The organism is Sphingobacterium puteale, from assembly GCF_003627955.1.
GTDB classification, from domain to species: Bacteria; Bacteroidota; Bacteroidia; order Sphingobacteriales; family Sphingobacteriaceae; genus Sphingobacterium; species Sphingobacterium puteale.
On record NZ_RBWS01000001.1, the window covers coordinates 634,117 to 651,096 of the forward strand.

A 16,980-nucleotide genomic window follows, 5' to 3' on the forward strand; every position below is an offset into this window, starting at 1 on the left:
TTACGACCAATAACAGCGCATTAAAAAGACGCAGACATCCTCAACCAATGAAAATCAAGACCTGGATCATTGTTATCCTTTCGCTTAGCTTACCGCTGTTAAAGACGAATGTGCTTGCCCAGCAGTATATATCCGGTAAACTCACGGACAACAACAATTCCAAACCTATTTCAGGTGCCAGCGTTACCATCATCGCACTAAAGGATTCCAGCAAACTACAGACACCTACAGATATTTTGGGCAAGTTTATCAGCACAGCTCTTCCCGATGGGGATTATCTCGTGTCGGTACAGCCAATGGGCTATTCGGCAGACATCCGAAAAATTAAATTAACGGGCAAAACCGTAGACATCAATTTTAAGCTCAACGGCTCGGAGATCATACTGGACGAAGTCAGCATCTCGCCGACGAGCATACAGGTACGGGGCGATACACTGGAGTTTGATGCCAAAAAATATGTTACTCCTGATTTTGCGGATGCCGACGAGCTGGTAAAACAGATACCGGGTGTAGAAATTGATGAAGACGGTAATGTCAAGGCGCAGGGAGAAGCCGTAAACAAGATTATAATTGATGGCCGTGAATTCTTCAGTACTGATCCAAAAGTTGCGCTAAAAAACTTACCTGCCGATGTCATTGCCAAAGTTCAGCTCATTGATGACAAGACCGAGCAGGCGAAATTCAGCGGATTTGACGACGGCAAACGGATGAAAGTGATCAATATTGTGACCAAGCCGGACAAAAGGAAATCCTACTTTGGCAAGATCAGCGGCGGAGCCGGTCCGGACAATAAATACGCGGTGAATACTCAAGTCACCAAAATGAATCCAAAGCGTCAGTACTCCATAGATATCAACACCAATAACGTCAACCAACCCAATGGCTTTGCACCCCGTGGCAATACGCGCGGCCGTACCGGACAGGGGGTTACAACACGGTTCAATGCCGGATTTAATTATCTCGACCGCTTTTTGGCAGACCGGATGGATTTCAATGCCAATTACACCTACAACTATACGGACAATAATACGGTCAGCCAAAGCAAAACAGAATATACCGCAGGCAACAGAGCCAATCAAATCAACAGTCAACAGCAGTTCGGCAGTACCTATACAAACAATCATGCCCTTTCCCTGCGTGCAAACTGGAAAATAGATTCTATCCAAAAGTTGGATATACAGCCTAATTTCTCCTACCAGAACAACGATAGGCGTGGTGGTTCCATCGGCAATACACTGTTAAATTTGCAGGACACGCTTAATAGATCAAATCGCAACAATAAAAGCTTCGGTGAGAACTTTAACTGGGGCGGTGACCTGACTTATATGCGTAGACTGAACAAACCCGGCCGTACGGTCAGCGTCAATTTCAATGGCTCTTTCAGCACAAACAAAAGCCATGCTGCCAATTATGCCCTTAACTCCTATTATCGGGATGGCCTGCCTCAGCGTATTGATACCGTTGATAACCGAAATTATTCAAATGGCGACAACAATGGCTTTCGTACAAAAATTGCCTATACCGAAAGGCTGAATAAATACGCACGTTTGCAGGGAAATTATACTTTCCGGAATACCGCACGATATTCTGACCGAAAAACCTACGAATTCCTTGCGGAAACCGAACAGTTAGGGGAATTAAAAAACCGCCTGTCAAATGAATTCCGTAATGACTTTGTATACCACAGCGCCGGGCTTTCTTATTTATTCAATAAAAAAGATAGCATACGGTTTCAAATTGGAATGGACTATCAGACAGCAAATCAAGCAAACGACAAACTATTTCCGAACATATTGAAAACAAAGAGCTATTTTAACAGCCTGTTGCCCAACTTAAATTTCCAGTACAATTTCGACAAAGAAACCCGTATAGAGGTACGCTATAACGCCAAAACCAATACACCGGCTATTGAACAGCTGCAAGATTTTATTGATAACCAAAATCCACTGCGTATCAGTTCGGGCAACCCTAACCTGAAGCAGGAATATGACCATAACCTGGTCATGCAGTTTAGATCTGTCAACAAAGCTTCCGGTAGAAGCTTTACATCAGATTTTATGGCAGATTTTATTCAGAATAAGATTTCAACAACCATCTTTACGACAGATTCAGCATTTGCCATCGCTGAGGATATCATACTCGGACCGGGAGGCCAGTATAGCAGACCTGAAAACTTTGACGGAGTATACAACCTGAAGTGGCATAATAGTTTCGGCTATCGTATTGAACCATTAAAACTGAATATCAACCTCAACAACAATGTATATTTCAATCAGAATTACACATTGTTAAATCTGCAGAAGGTAAATGCAAAAACATATGGGATAAATCAACGTGTCGGGGTGAATACGGCTTTCAGCAAAGATGTCATCATTGGACTGGATTACAACGGAAATTTATCCTATTCAAAAAACTCCGCAACGGAGAAATCCAACTATTCCGTTTATAAACACACCATCGGCAACTCCATTGCATTGACATTGTTGAAAAGCTGGACCTTAAATTCGACTTTCAATTACCTATACAATGGCAGCATCCTCAACGCACCGAGCACCACAAGTTTGCTGTGGAATGTTTCTGTCGGCAAGAAATTATTCAAAAGGAGAAATGCTGAGATCAATCTGACTGTTTTTGATATTTTCAACGATAATAAAAACATCAATCAACAGGTCAATGACCTTTGGGTACGCGTATCAGCGTCCAATGCCATTACCCGTTATGCAATCTTAAGCTTTACGTATCATATAAGGGGTATGGGCGGAAAGGCAAACCGGGAGCGAAAGGATTAAAAATCTCCACGTGGAACACTATTTTCAATCCACTGTCAGCATATATCCGACACCACGGACATTGGTAATTTTGATTCTTGGGTCCTGGCTTAAATATTTTCGGATACGGCTAATAAACACGTCCAGGCTACGCCCCGTGAAGTACTTATCATGGCTCCAATAAGCCCGCATAATCTCTTCTCTGGGGATCACCTTATCTTTTTGTTCGTACAGCTTACGGAGGAGTTCACTTTCACGAAATGACAGTTTCAGCGCTTCTCCCTGATAGATCAGCTGGTGTTTCAGGCTGTCCAGCATATAATCCCCGATCATTAGTTTTTGTCCAAACAGCATCTTCGGACTATTCTTTAACAACGACTCTATTCGGACGATCAACTCCTCTATTTTAAAAGGTTTTTTGACATAATCATCGCCCCCGAGACGAAATCCCCGTACCACATCTTCGGTCTGTACTTTGGCTGTCAAGAAGATAATGGGAAGCAAAGTGTCCATTTCCCGGATTTTTGTGGCCAAGGTAAAGCCATCCATAACAGGCATCATTACATCGACCACCATAATATCTGGTCTAGCATTATTAAAAGAAGCTAACGCCTCATCGCCATTACTGCAATGTACGACCCGGAAACCATTCGCTTCCAAACTGTCCGCCACAATCATGGCTAGGCTCGGTTCATCTTCTACGTATAAAATATCAATCATAATTCTATCGTTCAATATTTTTTTTGCTATGCTATCGTCCTATCGAAGATAGCATAGTTTATGCTAATATGGTAATCGGATCGTAAAAGTGCTTCCCTTCCCCAATTCACTTTCAACACTGATCTTACCTTCGTGTCGCTTCACCACCTGTTTGACGTAAGCAAGTCCCAAACCAAAGCCTTTCACGTCATGTAAATTACCTGCAGGCACCCTGAAAAACATATCGAAAATCTGCTGATGGTATTCGTGAGCAATGCCCTTACCATTATCCGTGATACGGATCTGCACATGTTCCTTAGTACCTTTGATGTCCACCTTGACTTTTACGTGTTGTCCGGCATATTTAATGGCATTTTCCAATAAATTATTGACGACATTTTTCAGATGAGACTCATCCCCCCGGATCAGGATTGACTTCGGATCGGTAAACAGTTCTACTTCGACCGCTTTGGTTTTATTGAGCTGTGCCACTTCAATAACACTTTCCACCATGGCGACAAGGTCAAACTCAGACCGTTGCAAGACAATCCCTCTTGATGCATCGATGTCCATCTGCAGTACTTTTTCAATCATACCGGAAAGATGCTCAAGTTCCCTTTTTGAAATATCCAGGTAGCGGTCCATCTTCTCTTTATCCTCACGCACACCATATAGCTGTATTGCTTCAACCGCTGCCATCACCGTCGATACCGGGGTTTTCAGTTCATGAGTCATATTGTCCACAAAGTTTTTTCGCAGCTCGGCCATTTTATTCTGGTTAAGGATGGTTTTCATCAGGTAAAAAAAGGTCCCCAACAAAAGCCCGATCAGCAGCAACGAAATCAATAATTGCCAGCTCAAGCTATACAGCAGGTATTTCCAATCTTCCTGAAATTTGATCACGAGGAATTCACTTTTTAGAGGATTGACCATCATCGGTCTCGTCCAGGCTAAGTTTTTTTCCCGGTATTCACGACGTACATCCTTTACCTGTTCGCGCGGGATAGTGACGATGCTCAATTCGTAGGGTACTGAAATGCCCTTATTGCTGAGCGATTCCCTGAATTTGTTGTCTATCAGGTCCAGATTGGATTTGCTCATCTCAAAATCACGGAACAAAAAGGGAGGAATAATGGCATTCTGGTTATCCCGATCTTTGCCATATAGCTTTATCTTTCGATCCGGATCATTACGAAAAGTATGTTCTTTTCTTGGCTGACGGCTGCGTATTTTTTGTAGTACCTGATCAAGTTGTGCTTCGGGTATCAAGGGTAGAAATTCACTTTTCACATCGTTGAGCAGCCGATCTCTTTCGTTGTCAGGGCCATCAAGCCGCTGATTCCCATTTTCCGCCTGATACACTTCCTGTACAGCGTTGAAGAGTGAACGTTCGGCAGTGGACAGAAAAAGATCACGGCGGTTAGTATAACTTCCATAAAGCCAGATCCCCAGTACAATGGTAATACCCGTACCTATTAAAACGATCAAGCTGATCAGCAATTTAAATCTACTACCCATAATGAAAACAAATTTAAATTACTAGATTTGCAATCGCTGTGGTAATTAACCATATTTAACAAAATATAACACTGATTAACAGTAAGCATTGATTACTTTTGCACTATTCAAAAATTAATATGATCAAAAACTTTAAGAGACGTAGTATACAATTTTTACTTCCACTTTTTGCGCTGGCAGTTGCTGTCGGTTGTAATAAAGACATTTCACTTTCTTTGGATAATTCGAGAGATGAAACGATTGGCGTAGTACCGATTGATACGGTTTCAGCCAAAGTTTCTACTTATCAATTGGACAATATTCCAACATCTGCAACAGGAACGATGTTAGTAGGAAAAAATAGCAATGCGATCTCTGGAAGTGTAAAGTCAACATCTTATCTACGTCTGGGAATTGGCACCGTGAACAGTGCAAGTATACCTGATGACGCAGTGTTGGATTCGGTAAGCTTAGTTGTTCCACTCAACAAATACTATTACGGTGATACGACCCAAACTCAAAAAATTTCGGTCCACCGCGTGTCTGAAGAAATTACCCAAACACAGATTGACCTGACAAAACCTGCTGACGAACGCCCTGTATTTGTCACTTCAGCAGCAATATTCAGTAAACAAAAATTTGCTTTTGACAACGCTTCGTTAGCGGAACTTTCATTCAAGCCCCATGTTAAATCTATTGACTCTTTACATTTTAGATTTAACAATACGATCAGCAATGAACTGTTTACGATGATCAAAAACAACGACAACAGAATTCAGAGTAACACAAGCTTTCAGGAATATTTCAAAGGTTTGGCACTTGTGCCTGATAATAACAATAGCACACTTATTGGCTTTAAAGACACGGTCTATTTACAAGTCCACTATTCTTTTTTAAACAATGAAGGGACAAAGTCCAGTGGGAAACAATACTTTTCAATTGACAATAAAGCCTTCCAATATAATCAGATTGAGACAGATCGTTCACAGACCAAATTTGCGCCGTTAACACTGGCAAATCCACAACTTTCAAGTCAGCAGACCGATGGCTATACATTTTTAGAGGGCTCTACGGGTGTTGTAGCAAAGTTGGAATTTCCTACGTTATTAGAACTAGTAAATAATCCTTCGGTGTCAATAAATAAGGCTGAACTGGTCATCGAAGTAGAAAATGCTGCAGCGACAAATTTCGCACAGCCTAGTAGCCTCATCTTAATGGTGGCCAGTAATAATGGGAATCCCGTCAGTCTGGTAACCACACCATATGGAACTGAAACTCAACAAGTACCTTTACAACGGGGTGATGATTTCGGGTCGAATGGAAAATATACCTTCAATTTAATTGAATATTTGACAAAAATTAAAACTACAGCATATAAAAACACTTCATTATATCTATCTTTACCAACATCGGGGTTGTTTTCAACAGGAGACAGATTAATTTTGGCAAGAGATAATGAGAATAATCCAAAAATTAAATTAAACATCCTTTATACTAAATTTTAATAATTTATGAACAAGAAAAATTGGCTACTCGTTTTATTAGCTTTTGTATTTACAGTTACAACTTTCTCTTCTTGTAAAAAAAGTGACGACGATGATTCTGATAAATCAGACGAATGGTTTGAAAAAGCTGCATTTAAAGGGCCACAAACTTCATCTGCTGCAAGCTTTTTGATAAACAATATAGCATATGTTTCAACAGGTTTGGCAAGTAATGCTGGAGGTAAACCTTTCCGTGTTCAAGATACTTATGCATACGATGCTGCATCCAACACGTGGGCAGAGAAAGCTCCTTTTACTGGTGTAGCGAGAAACGGTGCTATCGGTTTTTCAATCGGTAATATCGGTTATATAGGTGGTGGAAATGATGGAACCAACAACTTAAAAGATTTCTACAAATTTGACCCTGCGGCTGATGGTGGAAAAGGTGCATGGTCTCCTATTGCTCCCCTACCGATCCCTTTGTCCAATGCTGTTGCTTTTACATTGAACGGAGCAGCCTATGTGGGCACAGGTGAAACTGTCGTGAACGGTGGAACTACTAACACAAATGAATTCTATAAATACGACCCTACAGCAGACACATGGCAGGCGATCAGTGATGCACCTTTTTCTGCAAAAAGAAAATCTGCTTTCTCTTTTGTTGTAAGTAATGTAGCTTATGTGGGTGGCGGTATTTCAAATGGTTCTTATCCAAAAGATTTCTACAAATTTGATGGCAGCAAATGGACTAAATTGAATGACTTAAATAGAGCTGACAACACATACACTTATGATTTAACGCGTTCTAGCGCTGCAGCTTTTGCCATCAATGGCACACCATTTGTCGTGGGTGGATACAAAAACGCAGTGATCAACAGTGTCTGGAAATACAATATCGGTGGCGATTATTGGACAAATGACAATGGAAACTTTGCGGGTTCTGCACGTCAGGATGCTATTGGTTTCGCAGTAGGTAACAACGGCTATGTAACTACTGGTCTGAACGGGTCAACTCGTTTTGACGATACTTGGGTGTTTACTCCGATTTATTAATATTAATCATAAAATCTAAAAAGGGATGAAACTTATTGTTTCATCCCTTTTTTTGTGATTTATTTTATATTTTTTGGTTGTTCTCCGAATGCTACCGGGCGAGTTTCAGGAGCGAAGGAATATTTTATATCATATACCTATCTTAACCTTCACATAAGCCAGGCAGGAAGTATAGATAGGGTACATCCCAAGATAAACCATGTCTTGGTTCCGAGATCACATATATGTAAATAAAAGCCACATCCGGGGACGTGGCTTTTATTTACATATATTTTGTTCTTATAGGCTATTTTTCAATGGCTTTAATTTCGTATAATGTATTCCATAGCTTACCTGTTACGAACAAGCGTTTATTGGCCTGGTCATAAGCGATGCCGTTGAGTTCATTATCATAGGCCGCAGTATGCTCATAGATACCGACCAGGTTAATACGCCCCTCTACTGCACCTGTCTCCGGATTGATGATTACAATGACATCTTTCTGGTATACATTTGCATAAACTTTTCCGTCAATATATTCCAATTCATTCAGTTCATCCACCGGTCCATTCTCGTCATATACACCAATAGCGTTCAACTCCTTACCCGTAACTGCATCTAAAAAGAATAATTTGTTTGATCCGTCCGATTTGATCAGGTGCTTTCCATCATAAGTAATTCCCCAACCCTCTTTACTATTTTCGTATTTGAACGAGCTTTCTTTTGTAAATGAGTTTTTATCAAACACGTATCCTTCTCCCTGCTGCCAGGTCAACATAAACAACTTATTGCCTACTAATGTCATTCCTTCAGCAAAGGTTTTTTCATCGAATTTGATTTCCTTCAGTACTTTTCCTGTTGTCAGATCTACCTTTCTAAGGTTCGACTCCCCGTACCGTCCATTTGATTCATATAATACCCCATCGGCAAATTGAAGCCCCTGGGTAAATGCGGTGGTATCATGCGGATATTTGTTGACAATTTGGAATCCGTAGTTCTTAGCACTCGCCGGAACCACGTAGAAGGTACTCGAAACGGAATCAGACTTGCCACCACTGTAGACTGTTGCAGAAATATTCCGCGTGCCGTAGGCCATGTCTTTAGTCTCAACGGTAATGGCCACCGTGTCAGTTGAAGATCCCACATGTTTGTCGTCTACAAAATAAGCGACAGAGTCCATGGAAATAGCGTCAAATTTCAATTTTAATTGCACTTGACTACCTTTCAATACGGCTTGGTTCGCACCCGGAGATGCAAATTCCAGCGCAGATTTTTTCGACTTACAGGAAGCAAAAGCAAGTGCTGCAATCGCAATAAAATACGTGATTTTTTTCATCTATATAATTTATTTTTTAGCACCGATGAAAAGATCATATCTTCATAAAACAGTATGTTTAAAAAAATCATGATCGTTTCATCTTTATGATTTAAAAAGTCCGATTCGAATCCCGATAAACCGAGAGCTTATAGGGCGAGGGCATACTATGATCAACTATCCCAAAAAGCATCTTTTATATAAGTAAGTTCCGAATGCATACCATTTGTCAAAGCCACGACATCAAACCTCACTTCACCTACATACGCATATTTCAAGATATAGGCCTGAGCAGCACGAATCAGTCGTCGTTGTTTGCGGGTATCCACAAATTCGTAAGGTTCACCAAAATCTGTCCCAGACCTAGTTTTCACCTCCACGAATACCAGCGTATCCCCATCCATGACGATCAAATCTACCTCTAAATTCTTAAATCGCCAATTTCTTAACACTATTTTATAGCCCATCTTGATCAGATATTCCATGGCCAATTGTTCGCCCCGTATTCCTATCTCATGATGTTTTGCCATATCATCGGGATTACTTTACGATGGTGTTGCCCAAAAATCCTCCCAAAAGGCGCTCTGCTTCTTTGAGCTTTTGGTACTTAAAGATAAGTACTTCCAAATTAGCGATATCCTGTTCTTGCTTCATTTCTTCGCGAATATGATGCATTTCGGCTCCGATTTTTTGCTTTTTTATCCGGTAAATGCCTTCAACAACCAATTTTTTAAGATGTTCATACTCCTGGCTTACATAGATTTTTCGTTTATCGTCATTCCAGTTTTCGCTGAGCGAATATTTTGTTGCGACGCAATTGATTGCCAGTTCGGAAACAGCGGCATCAGGATTGGAATAAAATAATTTCGCATCTGGGATTTCATAGTTTTCAGCTGCATCCCGATAAGCTTTTAGAATAAATGCAGCGGCCTTATCTTTAAACTCGATATCGCCGATGTTCCCTAATAGGACGCCAGCAACCGGAATGTCGCCATCCCCTTCCCAGGTCGCCAGATAGTCACCGTAGTTGATCAGGATGCGGACGATTTCACGTTCCTGCAAAATCTCAGCTGTCAGCTGCGTAGGCTCCGTTATGGCCTCCATGGCCGGCACTCCCCCACGTTCATCCTCCGTCATAAAGAAATCGGGTGGCGGCCCGTCCATTCCGAAGGGGGGCACTCCCATATTCGCCGGGCTACTCTGTGCTTTGCGGCTGGCATCTTTGTCCGCTTTCTTTGCCTTATTTAGCCTTATTTTATTCAGTTCAGCGAGCAAAATACGCTCCTCAATATCCAACAAACTGCTACATTCCCGAATAAAAACCGAGACTTTAATCTCATCCGGAATCAAAGCAATGCTCTCCACCACATCACGTATGACTTCGGCCCTCTTTATCGGATCGTTGTTGGCGTCACGAAGCAAAATACTTGTCTTATAGAAGATAAAATCCTGCTGGTGGGATTTCACATAGTCTTTAAAGGCTGTAGCCCCAAACTTTTGTACATAAGAATCTGGGTCATTTCCGTCCGGAAAGAGTAACACCTTCACATTCAGGCCTTCTTCCAATAACATATCAGTGCCACGCAGGGAGGCCTTTATACCAGCTTCGTCGCCATCATAAAGTATGGTCACATTTTTCGTAAACCTAGAGATCAATTTGATCTGTCCCGTCGTCAGGGAAGTTCCCGAAGAAGAAACTACATTTTCAACACCTGCCTGGTGTACAGATAGGACATCCGCATAACCTTCAACAAGGTAGCAGTTGTCCTCCTCCATGATTGCCTTTTTGGCAAAATTCAAGCCATAGAGCACATCTGACTTGTGATAGATTTCGCTTTCGGGTGAGTTCACATATTTGGCGACCTTCTTATCCGTTTTTAGCGTACGTCCACCAAACCCAATAATACGTCCGGTCAAGTTATGGATCGGGAACATGACACGCCCCCTGAAGCGATCGTAGAGCGATTTATCGTCACGTTCAATAGCAAGTCCACTCGCTGCGAGATAATCCGGATGGAAGCCGGCCTCCTGTGCTTTATCAACCAGTGCGGTCCATTCTTCCGGCGAATAGCCGAGTTCGAATTTTTTGATGATATCCTCACGGTACCCCCGTTCTTTGAAATAGTTGAGTCCGATGGCCTGCCCCATTTCGCTTTTCCAGAGTTGCTCCACGAAAAATTTACCTGCCCAAGCACTCAGGACATAGAGACTTTCGCGCTTATCCTGTGCTGCTAACTGCGCCGGGGAACGCTCAACTTCTTCGATCTCAATGGAATATTTATCCGCCAGATACCGGATTGCTTCGGGATAGGAAAACTTCTCCAGTTCCATGACAAACTTGAGTGAATCGCCCCCGACACCGCAACCGAAACATTTGTAGATACCTTTTGAAACAGAAACGTGAAACGAAGGTGTCTTTTCGTGGTGAAACGGACAGTTTCCGATCAGGGAAGTCCCTCGTTTCTTTAAATCAACGAAGTCACCCACCACTTCCTCTATCCGTGCTGTTTCCAGTACTTTATCAATAACCTCTTGTTTTATCAAAACCCTGCTCCTATTTTTAATGTAAAATTAGTATAAATCTGCTAGATTTCAGTCCCGATCCAATTATTTATGCCCCCCCGATTGCTGTGTATCCAAACTCTGAAAAAGATGTTTTTCGTGTAGTCTACCTAAATCCCGCCCCGACGATCTTGGGGGCGGACGGGACGAAGGCTCCATTCGTAGACTGTATATCCGATAAATCTGCTTTTATGTGTTGCCATGAAATATTGGCTTTTATCGACAAAAAACAATTTCGAATCTTTACATTTGTTGTTCAATTTATAGCTGATTAAGATAATCAAAATGAGTAAAACTATCAAGAAAATATGCTGTATAGGAGCCGGTTATGTAGGTGGGCCAACGATGTCGGTCGTTGCCAGACAATGTCCTCATATTGAGATCACCATTGTTGATATGAATGCCGAGCGTATCGCTGCCTGGAATGATGAAAACCTGGAAAACCTTCCCGTTTATGAACCCGGGCTCCAAGAAATCGTTGCCGAAGCAAGAGGTCGCAATCTGTTTTTCTCAACCGATATCAACAAGGCTATTGATGAGGCTGATATGATTTTTATTTCGGTCAATACCCCGACCAAGAATTACGGAAAAGGAAAGGGAATGGCTGCGGATTTAAAATATATCGAGTTATGCGCGCGTCAGATCGCAGCTGTCGCCAAAGACGACAAGATTGTAGTCGAAAAATCCACTCTTCCGGTACGTACGGCTGCTGCCTTGAAAAGTATCCTTGACAATACCGGTAACGGTGTGAATTTTCATATTTTATCAAATCCTGAATTCCTCGCCGAAGGAACGGCAATACAAGATTTGATCAATCCGGATCGTGTGCTGATTGGCGGTGAAAATGAAGAAGCAATTGCAGCATTAGTGAATATTTATGCGCATTGGGTAGATCACAGCAGAATCTTGACCACTAATTTATGGTCTTCTGAGCTCTCTAAATTGACCGCCAATGCTTTTCTGGCACAACGGGTCTCTTCAATTAACTCGATCTCTGCTCTTTGTGAGAAAACGGGCGCCAATGTTGATGAAGTATCCAAAGCTATTGGTATGGATACACGTATCGGCTCTAAATTTTTAAAAGCATCGGTTGGCTTCGGAGGTTCGTGTTTTCAGAAAGACATCCTTAACCTCGTCTATATCGCACGTAGTTATGGGCTTACGGAAGTTGCCGAATACTGGGATCAGGTTATTTTAATGAATGATTATCAAAAGCAACGTTTTGCTGACAATATCATCCAGACGCTGTACAATACGGTATCGGGAAAAAAGATTGCTTTTTTGGGCTGGGCATTTAAAAAAGATACCAATGATACCCGTGAATCAGCAGCAATCTATGTGGCCGACTATCTCTTAAATGAGCAAGCCGAAATTACGGTATACGACCCTAAGGTATCCGCAGAACGTATCTACGCTGACCTGGACTATCTAAACACCCGCTCACCGGAAGAAAACAGGGCGCTGGTCAAAGTAGTCAACACACCTTATGAAGCCTGTGGCAATGCACATGCCATAGCGGTATTAACCGAATGGGATGAGTTCAAAAGCTATGACTGGAAAAAGATCAAGGATGAAATGAAGAAACCGGCTTTTGTATTTGACGGGCGGAAACTATTGAACCGGAAGCAACTTGAAGATCTCGATTTTAAATACTACGCGATTGGGGAATAACATATTCTACGATAAAGAAGAACCCTCAGTTGCTATCTATATATTCATACGGATATCACTGAGGGTTTTGTTTGTGCCTGTTAGCAACGCATAAGGAAAGAGAGATGAAACACAAGCGAAGCAACAGGACTTTTTATCTTAATTGTTTAACATGCCATAAACTTCATTCATGTAATACGATTCTTGCAAAGCATCCCTAAAGTTTTGCCATTGTTCTTCATCAAAGGAGAAAACGATATCAGGATAGGGTGTCTTCATGATCAAGCGAAACTCCCCATCCGGGAATGTACTGAAGAATAGTTCATCACCATTACTCTTAATAATGTTTAGAAAGTCGAAAAACTTGTTCTGCGTAAATGTCAGTACAAAACTTTGCTGCCAGATATAATATGTTCTGCACTTATGGCAAACACTAATGTGGGTATCTCCGCGTTGACTTAGGATCTTGGTATCACACATACTATACATATTTATTTAGACTTATTATAAATAATATTCAAATGTAAGCATTGTTTTTAGAATAACAAGTATTTAAACAAAAAAAGGAGATATATTTTTTTATATCTCCTTTTTTTGTTTCATGTGGGATTAATTCAATCCTCTTTTCTTCAATAAATATTTCGGATCCGGATCTGCTCCTCTAAAGATGCGGTACATTTTTGCGGGATCATCTGTTCCTCCTTTTTCAAGGATATTCTTACGGAATGAATCCGCGGTCGCTTTATCGTACAGCGATTTCTCCTTAAAGGCTGCAAAAGCGTCTGAATCCAATACTTCTGACCAGATATACGCATAGTAACCTGCTGAATAACCTCCAGCAAAGATATGCTGAAAGTAAGTGCTTCTATAACGTGGTATAATTGCTTCTATAATACCAATTTTCTTCATTGCCGATTTTTCAAATCCATTGACATCTTTCGAAATTTCTTTGGTTGTGGCATGATAGTCCATATCGAGCAATGCTGCCGAAAGATATTCCACTGTCGCGAAGCCTTGATCAAAAGTGCCTGCTTTTTCCATTTTCTGAATCAAGGAGTCCGGCATGGCCTCTTTGGTCTTAAAATGTTTTGCATAGGTTTTTAACACTTCTGGATCTGCGGCCCAATTTTCCATGACCTGTGAAGGTAATTCCACAAAGTCGCGTGGCACGGAGGTACCCGCCATAGATCTGTACCGAACATTGGAAAGCAGGCCATGTAAGGCATGTCCAAATTCGTGGAATAACGTAGTCGCCTCATCAAAAGTCAGTAAGGCAGGATCTTTTCCGACAGGTTTTGTGAAATTACATACGATCGAAATTACCGGTGCAACACGTTTACCATCTTTTGTGGACTGATCGCGGTAAGATGTCATCCATGCGCCACCACGTTTCGATTCACGCGGAAAGAAATCCGCATACAAAAGTCCCAGATGTGAACCATCTTTGTCTTTCACTTCGTACACCTCGACTTCCTTATGGTAAGTGGGTACGTTATTTAAGGCAACGAATGTCAGACCATATAATTTGTTTGCTACAGCAAAAGCGCCTTCACGTACCGCTGGCAGGCTCAAGTAGGGTTTTATTTCATCTTCATCCAATGCAAAGCGTTTTTTGCGGATAATCTCCGTATAATACCTCCAATCGTAGGGAGCAACCGTAAAAGTACCGCCCTCAGCTTTGATTTCTTTTGCGATATCAGCTTCTTCACCCTTGGCTTTTGCCAAAGCAGGTGTCCATAACTTATTCAATAAAGCATAGACATTTTCAGGTGTCTTAGCCATGGATTCTTCTAGGACGTAGGCCGCATGCGATTTATAGCCCAATAGTTTCGCCTTTTGAAGACGTAGATTAACAATTTTCTGAATGATTGCTTTGTTATCATTCGTATTATCGTGGTTGCCGCGCATCTGATATGCTTCCCAGATCTGTTTTCTCAAATCACGGTTTTTAGCATACTGCAGGAAAGGCATAATCGAAGGATTCTGTAAGGTAAATACCCATTTGTCCTTCTTGCCTTTACTAACGGCTTCTTCAGCAGCAGCTGTTTTCAAGGATTCAGGCAAACCTTCCAATTGGCTGGCTGAATCTACCACAAGCTGGTAGACATTGGTTTCAGCCAAAAGGTTCTGGCCAAACTGTGTCGTCAATGTCGAAAGTTCGGCATTGATCTTTTTCATTTTTTCTTTATCAGCATCCTTCAGATTGGCACCGGAACGTACAAAGCTCTTATAGGTCTCTTCCAAAAGCTTGTTGTCCTGCGAATCTAAACCAAGCGTATTACGGCTATTCCAAACGGTCTTGATTTTATCAAATAACTTGGAATTCATCGAAATCTCATCGGAATGACTGGACAATATTGGCGCCAGATCTTTCGCAATAGCCTGAATACTATCGTTGGTATTTGCGCTATTTAAATTATGAAATACAGTGGATACGTTGTTTAACAAGCTTCCTGCATTTTCAAGGGCTACTATCGTATTTTGGAACGTAGGCTTATCGGAGTTATTGACAATGGTGTCAATCTCCAGATTATGTGCTTTTATTGCCTCTTCAAAGGCAGGTCTGAAATGTTCGGTTTTGATCTTGTCAAATGGTGGAACATTAAAGGGCGTCTCATAGGCTAATAAAAGAGGATTATCTGTCATCATTTTTTTTTCCTCACAACCAACAAATGCAGTTGCCACTATCATTAAAAATGGCAAAAGTTGTCTTTTCTTCATATCGTCTGATTATTCCTGATTTTTTTTTCAAAGATAATAAAATTAGGCAAATACAGGAGCCCCACCTCTTTCCATCCTAAGTCAGCAAAAAACCGTCATCCTATTGTAAAACAAAAACTTATTCACAATTCTTGTTAAAAATATTCTGTCAATTTGGATAAAAATATATTAATGAACGCTATTAACCGTTTCTTTTGGGGGTGTGCAGGTGTACATCAAGAAACTCTTGAAAAGTATCCCGAGGAGCATAGTAAGTACACAGCCATAGGTGCTACTATCTTTTTTACTGGATTATTTGCCAGTCTTTCTGGTGGATATGCGATGTATTTTGTATTCAGCGGAGGAACGTTGGACTGGTTTCTGGCCATCGTATTTGGCATCATTTGGGGATTGGCGATATTCAATATGGATCGATATATCGTATTGAGTATTAATAAATCCAAAAGTGGCTGGATGCAACTCCTACAGGCGCTGCCCCGTATTCTGCTGGCTATTTTAATCGGTTTAGTCATTTCCCGACCTTTGGAGCTAAAAATTTTCGACAAAGAGATCCGCGAGAATTTACGTGTACGTTACCTTGCTGACCAACGCGCAAAGATCGACACCCTCAATAATACATTCAACAAAAAATACAGCAATGAGGTCAATCAATTAAAGGCAATAAGTGTAGAACGTGATTCACTTGAATCTAGTATCAAGACCGACCGCACCAAATTAAATTATGAAATCTATGGTAATAAAACCACGGAGACATCGGGTGTGATGGGTTATGGTCCCTATGCTAAAATGAAGGAAGAAGATCTTAAAAAGAAAGAAGCTTATCTGGACACGCTGCGTAATAAAATAGCAGCACAACAAAATGCTATCCGTCAAAAGCAAAAATTTGAAGGGATACTGGATCAAAAGGTTCTGTCAAATGCCTCGCTGGACAGCGCCGTGAACGTTGCTGGTTTCGCCGATCGCAATTCGGCGCTGGGCAATCTGCACTATGATGCCAATGGAAAGGTCAACGAATCCAATGCAAATGCGGTATTCTTTATCGCCCTGCTCTTTGTGTTTCTGGAATGTCTTCCTGTCATTGTCAAACTATTGGCCGGACGCGATCCTTACGACAATGAAATTCAGAATCTAAGAACCTTACATGATTACGAATCGGATACCAATCTCGTTGTGGAGAAAGAGGCTGTTGATCGTCTAAAGGATACTTATGTGGATGTTTCCATCAATAAACGCATGAAAGAACTGTAGGGAG

12 protein-coding genes are annotated in these 16,980 nt (G+C 41.4%); 5 read left to right on the forward strand and 7 right to left on the reverse strand.

The window, feature by feature from the left end:
* Positions 1-47 precede the first annotated feature (47 nt).
* A complete protein-coding gene (locus tag D7322_RS02340; RefSeq protein ID WP_121120921.1) occupies positions 48-2,789 on the forward strand; it encodes an outer membrane beta-barrel protein in 2,742 nt (913 codons plus the stop codon).
* Between the two features lie 24 nt (positions 2,790-2,813).
* On the opposite strand, the gene D7322_RS02345 is transcribed toward D7322_RS02340, so the two are convergent.
* Positions 2,814-3,488: a response regulator transcription factor gene (locus tag D7322_RS02345; RefSeq protein WP_121120923.1), complete on the reverse strand. Its 675-nt coding sequence runs from the start codon at positions 3,486-3,488 to the stop codon at positions 2,814-2,816.
* A 63-nt stretch (positions 3,489-3,551) separates the two neighbouring features.
* Complete coding sequence (locus D7322_RS02350) at positions 3,552-4,985, reverse strand: sensor histidine kinase (protein ID WP_121120925.1); 1,434 nt, start codon at positions 4,983-4,985, stop codon at positions 3,552-3,554.
* 119 nt (positions 4,986-5,104) lie between these two features.
* Here D7322_RS02350 and D7322_RS02355 point away from each other — a divergent pair, with 119 nt between their 5' ends.
* Complete coding sequence (locus D7322_RS02355; RefSeq protein ID WP_121120927.1) at positions 5,105-6,469, forward strand: DUF4270 family protein; 1,365 nt, start codon at positions 5,105-5,107, stop codon at positions 6,467-6,469.
* 6 nt (positions 6,470-6,475) lie between these two features.
* Complete coding sequence (locus D7322_RS02360; protein ID WP_121120929.1) at positions 6,476-7,501, forward strand: Kelch repeat-containing protein; 1,026 nt, start codon at positions 6,476-6,478, stop codon at positions 7,499-7,501.
* Between the two features lie 286 nt (positions 7,502-7,787).
* Here the strand turns inward: D7322_RS02360 and D7322_RS02365 are convergent, their stop codons facing one another.
* From D7322_RS02365 to dnaG, 3 genes are all read right to left on the reverse strand, one after another.
* Entirely contained in the window at positions 7,788-8,816 is a 1,029-nt protein-coding gene (locus D7322_RS02365; protein ID WP_121120931.1) for a glutaminyl-peptide cyclotransferase, read from the reverse strand.
* Between the two features lie 152 nt (positions 8,817-8,968).
* Positions 8,969-9,325, reverse strand: coding sequence for a YraN family protein (locus tag D7322_RS02370; protein ID WP_121120933.1), 357 nt, complete (start codon positions 9,323-9,325; stop codon positions 8,969-8,971).
* Positions 9,326-9,335: 10 nt separating this feature from the next.
* Positions 9,336-11,339, reverse strand: coding sequence for a DNA primase (gene dnaG / locus D7322_RS02375; protein ID WP_121120935.1), 2,004 nt, complete (start codon positions 11,337-11,339; stop codon positions 9,336-9,338).
* A gap of 303 nt (positions 11,340-11,642) precedes the next feature.
* Here dnaG and D7322_RS02380 point away from each other — a divergent pair, with 303 nt between their 5' ends.
* Positions 11,643-13,028 (forward strand): nucleotide sugar dehydrogenase, encoded by a 1,386-nt coding sequence (locus D7322_RS02380; protein WP_121120937.1) that lies wholly within the window; start codon positions 11,643-11,645, stop codon positions 13,026-13,028.
* A gap of 138 nt (positions 13,029-13,166) precedes the next feature.
* On the opposite strand, the gene D7322_RS02385 is transcribed toward D7322_RS02380, so the two are convergent.
* Both D7322_RS02385 and D7322_RS02390 read right to left on the reverse strand, forming a co-directional pair.
* A complete protein-coding gene (locus D7322_RS02385; protein WP_104383616.1) occupies positions 13,167-13,487 on the reverse strand; it encodes a hypothetical protein in 321 nt (106 codons plus the stop codon).
* 129 nt (positions 13,488-13,616) lie between these two features.
* Positions 13,617-15,728: a M3 family metallopeptidase gene (locus D7322_RS02390; protein WP_121120939.1), complete on the reverse strand. Its 2,112-nt coding sequence runs from the start codon at positions 15,726-15,728 to the stop codon at positions 13,617-13,619.
* Positions 15,729-15,899: 171 nt separating this feature from the next.
* On the opposite strand from D7322_RS02390, the gene D7322_RS02395 reads away from it, so the two are divergent.
* Positions 15,900-16,976, forward strand: coding sequence for a DUF4407 domain-containing protein (locus D7322_RS02395; protein ID WP_121120941.1), 1,077 nt, complete (start codon positions 15,900-15,902; stop codon positions 16,974-16,976).
* Positions 16,977-16,980 lie beyond the last annotated feature (4 nt).